Origin of the sequence: Flavobacterium sp. HSC-32F16, assembly GCF_024171645.1 — a bacterium.
Lineage (GTDB): Bacteria > Bacteroidota > Bacteroidia > Flavobacteriales > Flavobacteriaceae > Flavobacterium.
This window is the reverse complement of the sequence record NZ_JALKAC010000002.1, coordinates 632,415-648,092: the sequence shown is the minus strand read 5'-3', so window position 1 is coordinate 648,092 and position 15,678 is coordinate 632,415. Positions and strand designations below refer to the sequence as shown.

Genomic DNA, 15,678 nt, shown 5'->3' with positions numbered 1-15,678 from the left:
AAATCTCCCCAGTTTTTGTCTTAAATGTTCTTACATTTCTTATATGGTTTAAATTCATCTTTACTATGAAAAACCAAAAAACATCACTTATCTATAAATTAGCCTTATTGATTTTGTTGTTTTCCGCTTCCACGAAAGCGCAAATCCAAAAAGTAGAACCACCATTTTGGTACGCAGGAATGAAAAATTCAGAACTGCAGATTATGTTCTACGGAAAAAATATTGCACAATATGAAGCTTCTGTTTCGAATAATGTTGTGATTAAAAATGTAGAAAAAACAGAAAATCCAAACTATCTTTTCGTAACCATCGATACAAAAGACGTAAAAGCTTCCGAATTGGTTTTCTCTTTCAAAAACAATAATAAAATTGCCTTTAAACAAAAATATGCTCTGAAAGAAAGAAGAGCAAATTCGGCAGACAGAAAAAGTTATGACGCATCAGATTTGATTTACCTAATCATGCCGGATCGTTTTGCTAATGGAAATCCTAAAAATGACAGCGATGCTTCTTTAACTGAAAAAGGAAACCGTCAAGATCCAAGCGGACGTCACGGTGGAGATATCGAAGGAATTATTAAAAACTTAGATTATATTTCTTCTCTTGGCGCGACAACAATCTGGAGCACGCCTTTATGCGAAGACAATGACAAACAGCACTCGTATCATACGTACGGACAATCTGATGTTTACAAAATCGACCCACGTTACGGAACAAACGATGATTACGCTCGTTTATCGGCAGAAATGCATAAAAAGAACATGAAATTGGTTATGGATTATGTAACCAATCACTGGGGAATTACACACTGGATGATGAAAGATATTCCAACCAAAACATGGTTCAATCAATTCGAAACTTTCACACAAACACATCACCGTCGTGAAGTAATTACAGATATTCACGCTTCTAAAATAGATCAGGAAGTTTGTGTTGACGGTTGGTTTGTACCTTCAATGCCAGATTTAAATTTAAGAAATCCTTTAGTTGCAAAATATTTAACTCAAAATGCCATTTGGTGGATTGAATTTGCCAATCTTGACGGATTTAGAGTAGATACTTATAATTATTCGGATAAAACGGCAATGGCAAATTGGGCAAAATCTATTACAGATGAATATCCGAATTTTAATATTGTGGGTGAAATCTGGATGCACAATCAGGCAAATTTAGCTTTTTGGCAGAAAGACAGTAAAGTTGGTGCCATCGAAAACTACAATTCCAATCTTCCAAGTGTAATGGATTTTACGCTTCAAAGCCAAATTACTTCTGCTTTCAATGAAAACGAACCGAGCTGGGACAACGGATTGATTAAATTCTACAACAATTTTGCGATGGATTTTTTATATCCAAACACCAATAATATTTTGGTTTTTTCCGAAAATCATGATACAGATCGTATGAATGAAAAGTTCAAATATGATTTACCAAAATACAAACTGGCGATGACTTTATTAGCAACAGTTCGTGGAATTCCGCAAATCTATTACGGATCAGAAATCGGAATGGGCGGTGATAAAGGAAAAGGCGGCGATGCCGATATTCGTCAGGATTTCCCAGGCGGTTGGGCTGGCGACAAAAATAATGCTTTTACCAAAGAAGGAAGAACAACAGAGCAAGCGGCTTTCTTTGATTTCTCTTCGAAATTGTTCAACTGGAGAAAAACAAACGAAGCGGTTCATTTCGGAAAAATGACGCATTATATTCCAGAAAATAATACTTATGTGTATTTCAGATATACAGATGCTAAAACGGTTATGGTAGTTTTCAATAACAATGCAAAAGAACAGGTTGTAAAAACAAACCGTTTCAAAGAAAGCATCAAAAACTTTAAATCAGGAAAAGATGTAATTACAGGAAAAACATTTGATTTAACTTCTGAAATTACTTTAGAACCAAAATCAGCTTTGGTCTTAGAATTGGAATAATTTTAAACACACAGCATATAACGTAGAGGCACACTGCAGTGCGTCTACGCAAAGGATTTTAGCCACAGATTAATACGATTAACACAGATTTTATTCGCCACGAATTTCCCGAATTTTCACTAATTTATTTTGTATATAATAATTCGTGGAAATTTGTGCAATTCGTGGCAAACGAAAAAAAATCCTTTTAAATCCTTTAATCTGTGGCTATTTTTTTTCAACACAATGCATCCTAAAATATTCTAAAATAATGAAAAAATACACTTTCCTTTTTTTATCTTTAGTATACTTAACATTGAGTTGTTCTGGCTCAAAATCAGTTTCAATGAATAAAGACAATACTTCGAAAACACCTTTCGTTTGGGAAGGGGCAAATGTTTATTTTTTACTTACAGATCGTTTTTACAATGGAGATACTTCAAACGACGTCAATTTTAACCGAACCAAAACTCCTGGAAAATTACGCGGCTTTGAAGGCGGTGACATCATCGGAATTACCAAAAAAATCGAATCCGGATATTTTGAAAAACTAGGAATAAATGCCATTTGGCTTACGCCGATTGTAGAACAGATTCACGACGGTGTTGACGAAGGAACAGGTCTTAGTTACGGCTTTCATGGTTATTGGGCAAAAGACTGGACGGCTCTTGATCCGAACTTTGGAACTAAAGAAGATTTAGCTAATCTGGTAAAAAAAGCACACGAAAAAGGAATTAGAATAGTTCTAGATGGCGTAATTAATCATACCGGACCCGTAACTCCCGAAGATCCCGTTTGGCCTTCAGACTGGGTTAGAACCGGCGTTGTCTGCGATTACAAATCATTTGAAAATACTACAATGTGTACTTTGGTAGAAAATCTTCCAGACGTAAAAACCGAAAGTACTCAAAACGTAGAACTGCCTCCTTTTTTAGTCGAAAAATGGAAAAAAGAAGGGCGTTATGAAAAAGAAATCGCTTCATTGGATGAATTTTTCAAAAGAACAGGTTATCCAAGAAGTCCGAAATATTACATCATAAAATGGCTTACGGATTATATTTTCGAATTCGGAATTGACGGTTATCGTGCCGATACCGTAAAACATACGGAAGAAGGCGTTTGGTCCGATTTTAAGAAAGAATGTGATTATGCATTTGAAAATTGGAAGAAACATCATCCGCTGGAAGTTTTAGATCAAAATCCGTTTTATACTATTGCGGAGGTTTACGGTTACGGAATAAGCGGCGGGCAGGATTATGATTTTGGAGATAGAAAAGTCAATTATTTTCAGAATGGTTTCAATAGCATGATCAATTTTGAATTTAAATGGAATGCTGCTCAAAACGATTATGAAGGTTTATTTTCGAAATATTCGAATGCTTTGAACAATGACTTAAAAGGTTATTCGGTTTTAAACTATATGTCTTCACACGATGATGGACAGCCTTTTGATGCCAATCGAGTAAAAGGTATCGAAGCTGGAAGCAAACTACTGCTTTCTCCAGGAATGTCGCAGGTTTATTATGGTGACGAATCGAATCGTTCTTTAGTTGTTGAAGGTACAAATGGCGATGCCACTCTACGTTCGAATATGAATTGGGACGATATTCAGAACAATTCTGAAACACAAAAAACACTTTTGCATTGGCAGAAATTAGGGCAGTTTAGAAGAAATCATCCTGCTGTTGGAGCAGGCGTTCACCAACTGATTAATCCGTATCCTTATACTTTCTCTAGAACTTTTACTAAAGGTGTTTTTACAGACAAAGTGGTTATGGGAGTAGATTTACCAAAAGGCAGAAAAGAACTTCCTGTTGGCGACGTATTCCCAAATGGAACTAAATTAAAGGACACTTATTCCAATCAAAATGTTGAAGTTGTTGATGGAAAAGTAATTATAGACAATGATTTTGATATTGTTTTACTGGAACTGATCTAACCGCAAAGAGCGCAAAGTTTTACGCGAGGTTCGCAAAGGTTTTTAGCCACAGATTAAAGGATTAACACAGATTTGTTTGCCACAAATTACACGAATTTTCACGAATTATTTTATCATATTTAAATTTGTGAAAATTCGTGCAATTCGTTGCGAAAGAAAAAATCTTTTTAATCCTCATAATCTGTGGCTAACTTTTTTTATAATCCTTGCAACCTTTGCGTAAAACTTTGCGACCTTTGCGGTTAAACAAACAACAGATGCTCAAGATTGCACATCGAGGTGCCAAAGCCTACGAACCTGAAAATACACTTCAAGCTTTCCAAAAAGCCTTAGATCTAAATTCAGACGGAATTGAACTTGATGTTCACTTAAGCGCTGACAAACATATCATCGTAATTCACGACGAAACGATAGACAGAACAACTAACGGAAAAGGTCTTGTAAATGATTTTTCTTTAGCTGAATTAAAATCGTTTTTGATTGATGAAAAATATCAAATCCCAACTTTAAACGAAGTTTTTGATTTGGTCGACAAAAAATGCCTGATCAATATCGAATTAAAAGGTTTAGAAACTCCAAGTAAAGTTGTGACGTTAATTGAGGAATATATTTCAGAAAAAAACTGGAATTACAATCATTTCATCATTTCAAGTTTCGATTGGAATATGCTGGAAGAGACTTCAATTTTAAATCCAAATATTCCAATTGGTGTTTTAACAGAAGAAAACCTTGATACCGCTCTGGCTTTCGCCGAAACTATAAAAGCAAAAGCAATTCATCCTGATTTTAATTTATTGAATGAAGAAAATGTAAAGGAAATTCAGGAAAAAGGATTCTTAGTTTTACCCTGGACGGTAAATTCAGAAGAAGACATTGAAAAAGTAAAAAGTTACAACGTAAACGGAATTATCTCTGATAATCCAGACAAAATATAAAATAGCCACAGATTTGTTTGCCACGAATTACACGAATTGACACAAATTTTAGCATCATAAAATAATTCGTGGAAATTAGTGAAATTCGTGGCGAAAGAAAAAATCCTTTTAATCTGTATAATCTGTGGCAAAAAAAATTAGTGCCATTCGTGGCAACCCAAAAAAATATGATCAAAAATTTCGACATAATAATCGTTGGCGGAGGCGCGGCAGGTTTTTTCACAGCAATTAATATTGCAGAGAAAAATCCGAAACTTAAAATTGCCATTTTAGAAAGAGGAAAAGAAGTCCTTTCTAAAGTCCGCGTTTCTGGCGGCGGACGATGCAACGTTACACACGCTTGTTTTGAACCCAACGAATTGGTTAAATTTTATCCTCGCGGCGAAAAAGAACTTCGCGGACCTTTCCATCAATTTTGTTCTGGAGATACAATCGAATGGTTCCAAAAACACGGTGTAGAATTAAAAATCGAAGAAGATGGAAGAATGTTTCCCGTTTCTAATTCATCACAAACCATAATTGATTGTTTTTTAAAAGCAACCGAAAAATTAGGCATAAAAGTATTGACAGGACAAAGCGTACAATCGATTTTCAAAAAAGAAAATCACTGGAAAATTGATACCCAAAGTGACAATTTCGCTGCCGAAAAATTAGTAATGGCAACAGGAAGCAATCCAAAAATATGGGAAATGCTTCAGGAACATGGCCACGCCATTGTGAGCCCCGTTCCTTCCCTATTTACTTTCAATATAAAAGATTCTCGAATTAAGGAATTACCAGGCGTTGCCGCAAAAGTTACCGTTAATGTAAAAGATACCAAATTAGAATCGACAGGACCTTTATTAATTACACATTGTGGAATGAGCGGTCCAGCTATTCTAAAACTTTCGGCTTGGGGCGCACGCATTTTACACGATAAAAATTATCAGTTTACCATTTTTGTCAATTGGCTAAATGACGTTGATTTTGAAGATGCCGAGAAAATTCTGAAAGACTTAAAACAAGAACATGCTAAAAAAGCAGTTTCTAAAAAATCTCCTTTCGACTTTCCGAACCGTTTATGGGAAAGTTTGGTTTTAGCTTCAGGAATTGAAACGGAGACCAAATGGGCAGATTTATCTAAAAATCAATTGCAAAATCTGACTTCACAATTAACAAAAGCCGAATTTAAAGTCAACGGAAAAAGTACTTTTAAAGAAGAATTTGTAACGGCTGGCGGAATTGATTTAAAAGAAATCAACTTCAAAACGATGCAAAGTAAAATTCATGAAAACCTTTATTTTGCGGGCGAAATTGTAAATATCGATGCGATAACTGGAGGTTTTAATTTTCAAAATGCCTGGACAAGCGGGTTTATTTTAGCCAATAATATTTAATAGAATGAAATTTAAAGGAATTATTTTTGATTTAGACGGAACATTAGTAAACTCGTTAGAAGATATCTCAGATGCAATGAACATTGTGCTGAAAGGTCTAAATTATCCAACTCATACTTACGAAACGTATCAATATTTTATTGGAAGCGGTTTGCGAAATCTAGTCAGCAAAGCACTTCCTGAAACAAATAATTCAGACGAACAGATTGAAATTTGTTTTGAATGCATGGTTAACGAATATCGTGAAATGTGTACTGTAAAAACAAAACCGTACGAAGGTATTCTAGAATTGTTGGAAAACCTGAATTCGCAAAACATCAAAATGGCTGTTTTCTCGAATAAAGCCGATGAATTGACTAAGAAAATAGCATCAGAAATATTTCCAAATTCTTTTGATACAGCGGTTGGTTTAAGCACAGAAGAATTAAAAAAACCAAATCCGTTTGAAGCTGTGGAAATCAGTAAAAAATGGAATTTAAAACCCGAAGAAATTCTCTTTGTAGGCGATTCTGATATTGACATGAAAACTGCCGTAAACGCTAATATGTTTCCAATTGGCGTTTCGTGGGGTTACAGAACCGAAGAAGAACTAAAAGCCAGCGGTGCAAAAGTGGTTATAAACAATGCTTCAGAATTAATTGCCATATTATAAATCATGAATGCTTCATTACAAAAACAAATCCTATCAATCGCTTCGTTTTCTGAAAATGAAATCGAAAAGATTGATTCTTGTTTTGAATATGAAAAATTTACAACTAAAGATTTTCTTTCCTCAATGGGAAAAATCAGCAGTAAAATCTTTTTTATTGTTGAAGGTTTAGCCCGTGTTTATTACCTGAAAGATGGAAAAGAAATTACGACTTATTTAAGCTGCGATGACTGTTTTATTGCTTCGTATTCCAGCTTTATAAATCAATCGGTTTCTTTTGAAAATATTCAATGTATTGAAGATTGCGAAGTACTTTCGATTACTTTTGAAAAGATGCAGTATTTATATTCGGAGATTCCGAATTGGGAACGGGTTGGAAGAATTCTTGCTGAACAAAATTATCTTTGCATGGCTGATCGCGTTTTAAAACTTCAAATGATTCCCGCCAAAGAAAAATACCAGACTTTTTTAACATCGGCTCCAGCCAAAATAATTCAGCGAACTCCATTAATTTATATCGCTTCCTTTCTCGGAATTACACCCGAATCTTTGAGCAGAATCCGTCAAGATATTTCTTAACATTTATCAAGTGAATTGAAAAACGGAATTCAAATCTTTGTCAAAATAAAATTTGAAAAGATGAAAAATATTGCCAAAGACGTTTACCAAATTTCGTTATTTCCACGAAATGCAATTAATTGTTATGTAATTGAAGATATTTTAATTGATGCCGGAATCCGCAGTTCAAGCGGAACAATTCTAAAAGCTTTAAAAGACAAAAACATAACCAAACACGCGCTGACGCACGCTCACGCTGATCATCAGGGAAGCAGTAAAATAATCTGCGAAACTTTGAACATTCCTCTTTTGTGCAGTGAGCCCGAAAAAGAATTTTCCGAAAACGGAAATGTAGTTACAGAATACCCAAACTCAAATCATATTATATCCAAATTTCAAAAACAATTTTGGGCAGGAAAAGGACATCTAGTTTCTGAAACCTTAAAAGAAGGCGATCAAATTGGCGGCTTTACTGTTATTGAAACGCCGGGACATTCCAGCGGACATTTATCTTTTTTCAGAGAAAAAGACGGCGTTTTAATTGTGGGCGATGTTCTAACCAATATGAATTTATTGACAACAAAAGTTGGTCTAAACGAACCTCCTCATTTATTTACGGCTGACAAAGAAACCAATAGAAAATCAATAGTAAAACTTGCATCATTAAAACCTAAAATATTGTGTTTTGGTCACGGACCTGTTTTATGTAATAATGGTGAATTAGAAAAATTCGTCCAAAAATCAGGATTGTTTTATTAACAAGAATTTACATATTCCGTAAGTTTTCATTAAGAGTATTCTAATAATTTTACAATCAACTAAATACCATTAGATGAAAGTAAAATTACTTACCACGATTTCTTTTTTCACTTACCAGCTCTCTATTTCTCAAACAGAAAAATTACTTCACGGAAAAGTTCTCGCTAACAAAATTCCTCTTAATAAAGTTGAAGTTATTAATAAAACCGCTAAAACCAGCACGAGAACAAATGAACTCGGAGAATTCTCTATTCTGGCAAAAGAACAAGACAGTTTACTTTTTTTCTCTAAAGATTATTTCTTTACAAGGTTGAAACTTACATCCGAAAATTTAAAGAATAATAATCTTGTGATTAATATGATTACTAAAGCCGAAGAGCTTAATGAAGTCGTAATTACAGCAATAAAATTTCAAAAAGTAGTGTTTGATGCCGAAAAAGTAAATGAGATAAACAATCGCAAAACTGCAAACGATCTTACTCGTTACACTGGCGTAAATGATGGCAGAATAAGATATTCTGCAAACATGAATATACCTTTAGGAAGTTCACATCCCAAAGAAAAATACGAAGTTGACAATCGTTTTAAAAAACATGCCGCTGCCTACTGTCCTCCAGATTTTTTTACTAAAAATTTAAACCTTAATCCTGATCAAAAAGAACTTTTCCTTGAGTTCTGCGATGCCGATCCAAAATCGAAAACCCTTTTAGAGCACCCGAATGTTTTGGCTACAATGGACTTTTTATATACCAAAAACAAAGAGTTTCAGGAATTGAAATAGCTTAACTTTAAACTAAATTTTACTTATTCAGCCACCAGATACTGGCGTTCAAAACCGTCGCAAACCCAACCCAAGCTAAATACGGAATTAATAAATAGCCTGAGATTTTATTGATTTTGGTGAATTTTAAATACGTTTCATAAATCATCAGCCATAAAAGCACAATTTCAATCAAAGCCAAAAGCGGATTTTTTAATCCGAAGAATAAATACGACCAAATCGCATTGAGTGTTAATTGAATCAGAAAGAAGAGGAGTGCTGTTTTTACCTTTTCGGTTTGTTCTTTTATTTTGTCCCAAACTAATGCTGCTGCAATTGCCATAAAAATGTAAAGTATTGTCCAAACCGGCATAAAAATCCAATTTGGCGGATTAAAAACAGGCTTTGCAATAGTTGGATACCACGATTCTACACTGGGTCTGGTTACTGTACTGGCAGAATATCCTACTGCTAAACAAATAATTAAAGCAATTACGATTTTGACGATCTTATTCATTTTATCAAATTTTGTATCCAAAAATAGTCAAAAGATATTTGGAAACCATATAAGTGATATAAGTTCATTTTAGCAAAGCTTACATATAATTTCTTATATAACTTATATGGTGAAATATTTTAAAAACTATCTTTGCCAAAATTTATAATTCATGTTTACAGCAGCTGATTTTATTCCAAATCCATATACTTCAACCATCGAAAACGGAAACTTTGAGTGGAGCGCTCCCAGCAATATTGCATTAGTTAAATATTGGGGAAAAAAAGACAATCAGATTCCGGCAAATCCTTCGGTAAGTTTTACGCTTAACAATTGTAAAACAATCACTAAACTGGCTTTTTCGAAAAAAGAAAATCAAGAAAATTTTTCTTTTGATTTACTTTTTGAAGGAAAACCAAAAGAAGATTTCAAACCAAAAATTCAGAAGTTTTTAGAAAGGGTTGAAGTTTATCTGCCGTTTTTAAAAGGGTACCACTTTACGATTGATACACAAAATACATTTCCTCACAGTTCTGGAATAGCATCATCGGCTTCTGGAATGGCGGCTTTGGCAATGAATTTTATGAGTTTGGAGAAATTGCTAAATCCAGAAATGACAGATGAATACTTTTATCAAAAAGCTTCATTTCTTGCCCGCTTAGGTTCAGGAAGTGCCTGCCGAAGCGTAAAAGGTAAAGTCGTGGTTTGGGGAAATCAGGCGAATATTGAAGGAAGTTCGGATTTATTTGGGGTTGAATTTCCATACACAATTCACGATAATTTCAAGAAGTATCAAGATACCATTTTATTGGTTGACAAAGGCGAAAAACAAGTTTCAAGTACTGTTGGGCACGATTTAATGCACAATCATCCGTATGCCGAAAGACGTTTTGCTCAGGCACACGAAAATTTAGATAAATTAATTGCCATTTTCGAAAACGGAAATTTAGACGAATTCATCAAAGTTGTAGAAAGCGAAGCCTTGACTCTGCATGCCATGATGATGACATCGATGCCGTATTTTATTTTGATGAAACCAAACACGCTGCAAATCATAAATGCAATTTGGAAATTCAGACAAGAAACCCAGATTCCGGTTTGTTTTACACTTGATGCCGGTGCAAATGTGCATGTTCTTTATCCCGAAAACGTTAGCGAAAAAGTATTACAATTTATTCAGGACGAATTAGTTGTATTTTGTCAGAATGGTCAGTACATTTGCGACAAAATTGGAGAGGGCGCGATTGCATTATAATTTTGCGTATCTTTAGTTAAATTATTGATTATGGACATTCAACTAGAAAAACGCGAAGCGATATGCTGAAAGAGACAGATGATCCAGAAATCATTGCTTAGAAAGAACAAAAAAGATTGGTGGGATGATTTGACTGATCAACAAAAAGAGGATATAGCTCAAAGTGAATTAGAATTTGAAAGAGGAGAGTTTACGAGCTATGAGGATGTTATGAAAAAATACAGATAGTGGATCTTAAAGTAAGTTTTTCAAAAACAGCAGAGAAAAATTTAGATTCACAATATTTTCGACACCAGACAAAAACCAAATAAAATTAAGAAAGACATAAAATAAATCATGAAAGGACCATTATTTTACTCAAAAATATTACTCTTTGGAGAATACGGAATTATTCGCGACTCTAAAGGACTTTCTATTCCTTATAACTTTTACAACGGTGCTTTAAAAAAGTCTGAAGAACCTTCAGCAGAAGCTATTGCATCAAACAAAAGCTTAATAAGCTTTGCATCTTATCTGGAAGTTTTACAATCACAGCAGCCGGAATTGGTTACTTTTGATTTAGAAACTCTTAAAAATGATGTCGAAACCGGAATGTATTTCGATTCTAGTATTCCGCAAGGCTACGGCGTTGGGAGCAGTGGCGCACTTGTAGCAGCTATTTATGATAAATATGCTACAAACAAAATCACGGTTTTAGAAAATTTAACCCGCGAAAAACTATTACAGTTAAAAAATATATTTTCTCAAATGGAGAGTTTTTTCCACGGAAAAAGTTCTGGTTTAGATCCATTAAACAGCTATTTGAGTATTCCAATTTTAATCAATTCTAAAGATAATATTGAAGCAACAGGAATCCCGACTCAAAGTTTTGACGGAAAAGGCGCTGTATTTTTATTAGATTCTGGAATTGTTGGAGAAACGGCACCAATGGTTAATATTTTCATGGAAAACCTAAAAGACAAAGGTTTCCGTACTATGCTTAAAAACCAATTTGTGAAATATACTGACGCCTGCGTAGAAAACTTTCTACATGGCGACATGAAGTCTTTGTTTACCAATACTAAAAAACTTTCTAAAGTTGTTTTAAATAACTTTAAACCAATGATCCCGGAACAATTTCACGGAATCTGGCAGCACGGAATTGATACAAACGATTATTATTTAAAACTTTGCGGTTCTGGAGGAGGTGGTTATATCCTTGGTTTTACTGAAGATTTAGAACGTGCAAAAGTTTCTTTAAAAGACTATAAATTAGAAGTCGTTTATCAGTTTTAAAACTCTTAAAAGCCGAAATTATTTGAGTAGATTTTCATAAGTATCCACCCTAAAAGTTCTGTATTATGAAAAGCATTTTAAAAATAATTAAAGCAACTTTTTTAGGAGGAATTCTGTTTTTAGCGCCGTTAGTAGTTTTGCTGATTATTCTTGAAAAAGGATATGGCATAATTCAAAAAGTCACACTGCCGCTTGTAAATCACTTGCCCAGAATACACGTTTTAGGAGTTGCAATTCAAGAACTTGTTGGGACACTAATTCTAATTCTTATTTGTTTTACTGCAGGTTTACTGGCCAGAACTGCCGGAGCAAAAAAAATGATTCACAAATTAGAAAACGGAATTTTAAGTTTTGTTCCCGGATATTCGTTCATGAAAAGCATGAATGAAAGCATCATGGGATTTGAATCAAATCAGGATTTAAAAGTAATTCTCGTTCCTACAGATGCCGGCTGGCAATTTGCTTTTTTAATAGAACAAATCGACGAAAACAATTTTACTGTTTTTGTTCCGGATGCACCAAATCCGTGGAGCGGTTCGGTTTGTTTTGTAGAAAAGAAAGACATAAGAGAAGTTGGAATCACTCAAAAAGAAGCTTTGGCCAGCATTAGGAAATTAGGATATGGCACTAAAGAATTGTTAAAAAACAAGCTCTAAATTTCAGGTTTCAAAAATATCCTTTAACTTCAAAATCTAATTTAATCCACAATATATAACCTATGTTAAGCAGACAGCACAAACTTTTAGTAATGAAAATTGTTAGTTTGTTTTCTGTTGTACGCGGTTATAACATTCCAATTATTGTTTTAGCACAATATTTATCGGCAATCTTTATTTTGGCTCCAGAAAAAAGGGCTCTTGATATTTTGCTGGATTTTTATTTGTTTTTGATTGTATTTGCTTCGGCAGTTACGATTGCTTCGGGTTATATCATTAATAATTTTTACGATAGTCAGAAAGATTTAATAAATCGTCCAAATAAATCAATGCTGGACAGATTGGTGAGCCAGAAAACGAAACTGACGGTTTATTTCAGTTTAAATTTCCTGGCGGTTTTAATGGCTTCTATTGTTTCCTGGCGTGCTTTTTTATTCTTTTCGGCTTATATTTTCCTGATTTGGTTTTACTCTCATAAAATAAAGAAATATCCAATTGTTGGAAATCTAACGGCCGCATTTATGGCTGTAATTCCGTTTTTTGCGATTCTACTGTATTTCTACAATTCTATTTCATTTGAAGAAATTGAAAATCACCGAAGCCATTTTGTGGTAATTTCGGCACATGCAATGTTTTTATTTTTATTGCTTTTGATTCGGGAAATGATAAAGGATTTGGAAAACCTAAAAGGTGACTTGGCAAATAACTATAACACAATACCAATCACTTATAATGAAAGGGTTTCCAAACAAATTATTACAGCTTTGACGTTTTTAACGATAATTCCGGTTTATATTTTGGTGAATATTTATGATGTTGGCTATATGGATATTTACTTTTATGTTTGTTTTATTGTTTTAATCTTTTTTCTGCTTTATTTGTGGAGATCCAACTCTAAAGAACAATTTTTACTACTGCATAATGTATTGAAATTCCTGATTGTTTCGGGAGTTTTCTGCATCGTTTTGATTAATCCAAGTGTGTTGTGGCACGGCAAACAATTGATTTCTACATTTTAGTAATAGACCCATACGGGTTGAAAGGACTTTCGCAGGTTTTTTATTTTAACTTTCTGTACTGTCTTTAAGTACTTTGAGCGTGTTCTTGAAACACCTTAATTTTCAAAAGAAGCTAATCATTTGATTTCCAACTTCTATTAAAGTAAAAAATCCTTTTATCGTCTCGTTTTTCTAACAAGAACATAAAAGATTGAACGGAAAGCAGGAAACTGTGTCTAAAAAATAGCCAATTGCGATGTTTCAAACTATCTAAAAATATATTGCTATCAATCTAAGAACATTGAACTTAAGATTATTAGCAGGAAAAAACTATCTTTGCACAAATTAATGATTTTATGAACAACAAGGAAGGCAATAATAAAAGAGGCGGATCTAGACCAAATAGCTCAAGATCAAACTCAAGCAAGCCAAAACCTCCTATGGCTAAGCGTGCGCAAGGGCCTAAAAAAGTGAAACCTGAGGTTAAAGCAGCTCAGGAAGCAGCAGCTGAAAAAATTAAAAAACAAAATCAGCCGGCGAAAAGACAAAAGGCAGCTGACGAAATTCGTTTAAACAAATACATCTCTAATTCCGGAGTTTGTTCGCGTCGTGATGCCGATATATATATTCAGTCTGGAAACGTGAAAGTAAATGGTGTTCCGGTTACTGAAATGGGATATTTAGTAAAATTAAATGATGTTGTAAACTTTGACGGTGTTCTTTTGACTCCTGAAAAGAAAGAATATATTTTACTGAACAAACCAAAAAACTTTACAACTGCTCTTGATGAAGGTCAAGAATATCGCAATGTTCTTGAACTGGTACGCGGTTCTACCAATGCAAAAATTGCTGCGGTTGGAAGAATGGACAAAAATACAACTGGATTGTTATTGTTTACTAATGATACGGACATGATTCGTAAGTTTACTTTACCGAACCAGAAATCGTCTAAAATTTATCAGGTTTCTTTAGATAAAAACTTGAAGTTTGAGGATTTAGAAAAAATCAGCAAAGGCTTGACTCTTGACGGACATCGTGTGTTTGTTGAAGAAGTAAGCTATATTGAAAAAGAAGCAAAAAGTGAAGTGGGTCTAAAACTAAAGTCATCTAATGTAAAAGTTGTTCGTGCTATTTTCGAACACTTTGATTATGATGTTTTACGTATTGACCGTGTTTCGTTTGCTGGTTTAACCAAGAAAAATCTTCCTAGAGGAAACTGGAGATTTTTAACGGATCAAGAAGTTATCAATTTGAAAAATGCATAAATCCTTTCAAGATTTAATTGAATATAAATCCTGTTTTACTTTTGTAAGATGGGATTTTTTATTTTTTAGAAACTAAAAAAGTTATGTCCAAAAAGTGTAAAGATTGATCTTCCGATGTTTTGATTTTTGTCTTCAACGGTTTCGTAACATGAAAATCCTAAGATGATTTTGATTCCCGGTTGAATGCTGTTTAAAATGTCTCTTTTTTGTTCTTCCAGAAGTAGTTTTAGACTGTCAAGTAACTGGATATTGTTTTTAAGATAAGAGACTACCAGAAGCGCAGAGAAGTTAAGTATTTCGCGGGCTGTTTCGCTTTTTATGCCGACTTCGTTTGAAATCATTTCAGAAATTCTGCCTTTTTTGTTGGTAAAAATTTCTTTTAATATGGGATTACCTTCTATACGATAACAATCGTCAACTGATAAAATTCTGCCCGAAGTAAAATCGACTTCCTGATAAAAACTTGAATTATCTTCGATTTGAGAAACAATCTCTTTATAAAAACCGGATTCTTCTGCCTTGTTATAGAGACCCATTAAAACTGTACCTATCGAAACATCGATTCCCTTTATTAAAAGTGCATCATTTTCAAAATAAAACTTGTTTAGCTTTGAAACAACATTAGAAGAAATAAAACGTCTAAGCTCAATTTGTAGGTTTGGGGTCATACTCATAACTTATTAAATAATTATTTATACTTATTCAAAATAATCGATAAAGTGGGGCTTTTTATCGTTTATCAGGATAAAAATATAAAATATTTTAACATATCCAAAAAATAAGTTAAGAATTTAGTGAGTAGATTATGAGCACTTTAACAAAAAAAAATGTAAATACCAGTAAATATAGC

At 33.7% G+C, this 15,678-nt stretch carries 16 protein-coding genes; 14 read left to right on the top strand and 2 right to left on the bottom strand.

Features of this window, described 5'->3' with window-relative positions; translation table 11 throughout:
• The first annotated feature begins 65 nt into the window (after positions 1–65).
• The 8 genes from L1276_RS09470 to L1276_RS09435 all read left to right on the top strand — a co-directional run bounded on the left by L1276_RS09470 (position 66) and on the right by L1276_RS09435 (position 8,904).
• The gene (locus L1276_RS09470; protein ID WP_253787155.1) at positions 66–1,928 is read left to right on the top strand and encodes a glycoside hydrolase family 13 protein; all 1,863 of its coding nucleotides are present in this window, start codon (positions 66–68) and stop codon (positions 1,926–1,928) included.
• Positions 1,929–2,178: 250 nt separating this feature from the next.
• Entirely contained in the window at positions 2,179–3,846 is a 1,668-nt protein-coding gene (locus L1276_RS09465) for an alpha-amylase family glycosyl hydrolase (RefSeq protein WP_253787153.1), read from the top strand.
• A gap of 257 nt (positions 3,847–4,103) precedes the next feature.
• A complete protein-coding gene (locus L1276_RS09460; RefSeq protein ID WP_253787150.1) occupies positions 4,104–4,781 on the top strand; it encodes a glycerophosphodiester phosphodiesterase family protein in 678 nt (225 codons plus the stop codon).
• Positions 4,782–4,948: 167 nt separating this feature from the next.
• Positions 4,949–6,157: an NAD(P)/FAD-dependent oxidoreductase gene (locus tag L1276_RS09455; RefSeq protein WP_253787148.1), complete on the top strand. Its 1,209-nt coding sequence runs from the start codon at positions 4,949–4,951 to the stop codon at positions 6,155–6,157.
• A 4-nt stretch (positions 6,158–6,161) separates the two neighbouring features.
• Complete coding sequence (locus L1276_RS09450; protein WP_253787146.1) at positions 6,162–6,809, top strand: HAD family hydrolase; 648 nt, start codon at positions 6,162–6,164, stop codon at positions 6,807–6,809.
• A gap of 3 nt (positions 6,810–6,812) precedes the next feature.
• The gene (locus L1276_RS09445) at positions 6,813–7,385 is read left to right on the top strand and encodes a Crp/Fnr family transcriptional regulator (protein WP_253787144.1); all 573 of its coding nucleotides are present in this window, start codon (positions 6,813–6,815) and stop codon (positions 7,383–7,385) included.
• Between the two features lie 60 nt (positions 7,386–7,445).
• Positions 7,446–8,123, top strand: a complete 678-nt coding sequence (locus L1276_RS09440; protein ID WP_253787142.1) for an MBL fold metallo-hydrolase — start codon at positions 7,446–7,448, stop codon at positions 8,121–8,123.
• A gap of 73 nt (positions 8,124–8,196) precedes the next feature.
• Positions 8,197–8,904, top strand: coding sequence for a hypothetical protein (locus L1276_RS09435; RefSeq protein ID WP_253787140.1), 708 nt, complete (start codon positions 8,197–8,199; stop codon positions 8,902–8,904).
• A 19-nt stretch (positions 8,905–8,923) separates the two neighbouring features.
• Here L1276_RS09435 and L1276_RS09430 read toward each other — a convergent pair whose 3' ends face one another.
• Positions 8,924–9,400 carry a TspO/MBR family protein gene (locus L1276_RS09430; protein ID WP_253787139.1) on the bottom strand — a complete coding sequence of 159 codons (477 nt, stop codon included), beginning with the start codon at positions 9,398–9,400 and terminating at the stop codon, positions 8,924–8,926.
• Positions 9,401–9,551: 151 nt separating this feature from the next.
• Between L1276_RS09430 and L1276_RS09425 the strand changes: the two genes are divergently transcribed.
• The 6 genes from L1276_RS09425 to L1276_RS09400 all read left to right on the top strand — a co-directional run bounded on the left by L1276_RS09425 (position 9,552) and on the right by L1276_RS09400 (position 14,828).
• Positions 9,552–10,634, top strand: coding sequence for a diphosphomevalonate/mevalonate 3,5-bisphosphate decarboxylase family protein (locus L1276_RS09425; protein ID WP_253787137.1), 1,083 nt, complete (start codon positions 9,552–9,554; stop codon positions 10,632–10,634).
• 78 nt (positions 10,635–10,712) lie between these two features.
• Positions 10,713–10,862: a hypothetical protein gene (locus L1276_RS09420; protein WP_253787135.1), complete on the top strand. Its 150-nt coding sequence runs from the start codon at positions 10,713–10,715 to the stop codon at positions 10,860–10,862.
• A 108-nt stretch (positions 10,863–10,970) separates the two neighbouring features.
• Entirely contained in the window at positions 10,971–11,909 is a 939-nt protein-coding gene (locus L1276_RS09415; RefSeq protein ID WP_253787133.1) for a mevalonate kinase, read from the top strand.
• A gap of 65 nt (positions 11,910–11,974) precedes the next feature.
• Positions 11,975–12,565 carry a DUF502 domain-containing protein gene (locus L1276_RS09410; RefSeq protein ID WP_253787131.1) on the top strand — a complete coding sequence of 197 codons (591 nt, stop codon included), beginning with the start codon at positions 11,975–11,977 and terminating at the stop codon, positions 12,563–12,565.
• Between the two features lie 62 nt (positions 12,566–12,627).
• The gene (locus L1276_RS09405) at positions 12,628–13,584 is read left to right on the top strand and encodes a geranylgeranylglycerol-phosphate geranylgeranyltransferase (protein WP_253787129.1); all 957 of its coding nucleotides are present in this window, start codon (positions 12,628–12,630) and stop codon (positions 13,582–13,584) included.
• A 335-nt stretch (positions 13,585–13,919) separates the two neighbouring features.
• Entirely contained in the window at positions 13,920–14,828 is a 909-nt protein-coding gene (locus L1276_RS09400; protein WP_253787127.1) for a pseudouridine synthase, read from the top strand.
• 65 nt (positions 14,829–14,893) lie between these two features.
• Here the strand turns inward: L1276_RS09400 and L1276_RS09395 are convergent, their stop codons facing one another.
• A complete protein-coding gene (locus L1276_RS09395; RefSeq protein WP_253787125.1) occupies positions 14,894–15,496 on the bottom strand; it encodes a DUF937 domain-containing protein in 603 nt (200 codons plus the stop codon).
• Positions 15,497–15,678: the final 182 nt, after the last annotated feature.

What these genes read in the sequence shown, in the direction of transcription:
- L1276_RS09415 (WP_253787133.1), top strand. Translation starts at nt 10,971, where the DNA reads ATGAAAGGACCATTATTTTACTCAAAAATATTACTCTTTGGAGAATAC.
- L1276_RS09410 (WP_253787131.1), top strand. Translation starts at nt 11,975, where the DNA reads ATGAAAAGCATTTTAAAAATAATTAAAGCAACTTTTTTAGGAGGAATT.
- L1276_RS09455 (WP_253787148.1), top strand. Translation starts at nt 4,949, where the DNA reads ATGATCAAAAATTTCGACATAATAATCGTTGGCGGAGGCGCGGCAGGT.
- L1276_RS09470 (WP_253787155.1), top strand. Translation starts at nt 66, where the DNA reads ATGAAAAACCAAAAAACATCACTTATCTATAAATTAGCCTTATTGATT.
- L1276_RS09440 (WP_253787142.1), top strand. Translation starts at nt 7,446, where the DNA reads ATGAAAAATATTGCCAAAGACGTTTACCAAATTTCGTTATTTCCACGA.
- L1276_RS09450 (WP_253787146.1), top strand. Translation starts at nt 6,162, where the DNA reads ATGAAATTTAAAGGAATTATTTTTGATTTAGACGGAACATTAGTAAAC.
- L1276_RS09425 (WP_253787137.1), top strand. Translation starts at nt 9,552, where the DNA reads ATGTTTACAGCAGCTGATTTTATTCCAAATCCATATACTTCAACCATC.
- L1276_RS09435 (WP_253787140.1), top strand. Translation starts at nt 8,197, where the DNA reads ATGAAAGTAAAATTACTTACCACGATTTCTTTTTTCACTTACCAGCTC.
- L1276_RS09420 (WP_253787135.1), top strand. Translation starts at nt 10,713, where the DNA reads ATGATCCAGAAATCATTGCTTAGAAAGAACAAAAAAGATTGGTGGGAT.
- L1276_RS09430 (WP_253787139.1), bottom strand. Translation starts at nt 9,400, where the DNA reads ATGAATAAGATCGTCAAAATCGTAATTGCTTTAATTATTTGTTTAGCA.
- L1276_RS09445 (WP_253787144.1), top strand. Translation starts at nt 6,813, where the DNA reads ATGAATGCTTCATTACAAAAACAAATCCTATCAATCGCTTCGTTTTCT.
- L1276_RS09395 (WP_253787125.1), bottom strand. Translation starts at nt 15,496, where the DNA reads ATGACCCCAAACCTACAAATTGAGCTTAGACGTTTTATTTCTTCTAAT.
- L1276_RS09405 (WP_253787129.1), top strand. Translation starts at nt 12,628, where the DNA reads ATGTTAAGCAGACAGCACAAACTTTTAGTAATGAAAATTGTTAGTTTG.
- L1276_RS09400 (WP_253787127.1), top strand. Translation starts at nt 13,920, where the DNA reads ATGAACAACAAGGAAGGCAATAATAAAAGAGGCGGATCTAGACCAAAT.
- L1276_RS09460 (WP_253787150.1), top strand. Translation starts at nt 4,104, where the DNA reads ATGCTCAAGATTGCACATCGAGGTGCCAAAGCCTACGAACCTGAAAAT.
- L1276_RS09465 (WP_253787153.1), top strand. Translation starts at nt 2,179, where the DNA reads ATGAAAAAATACACTTTCCTTTTTTTATCTTTAGTATACTTAACATTG.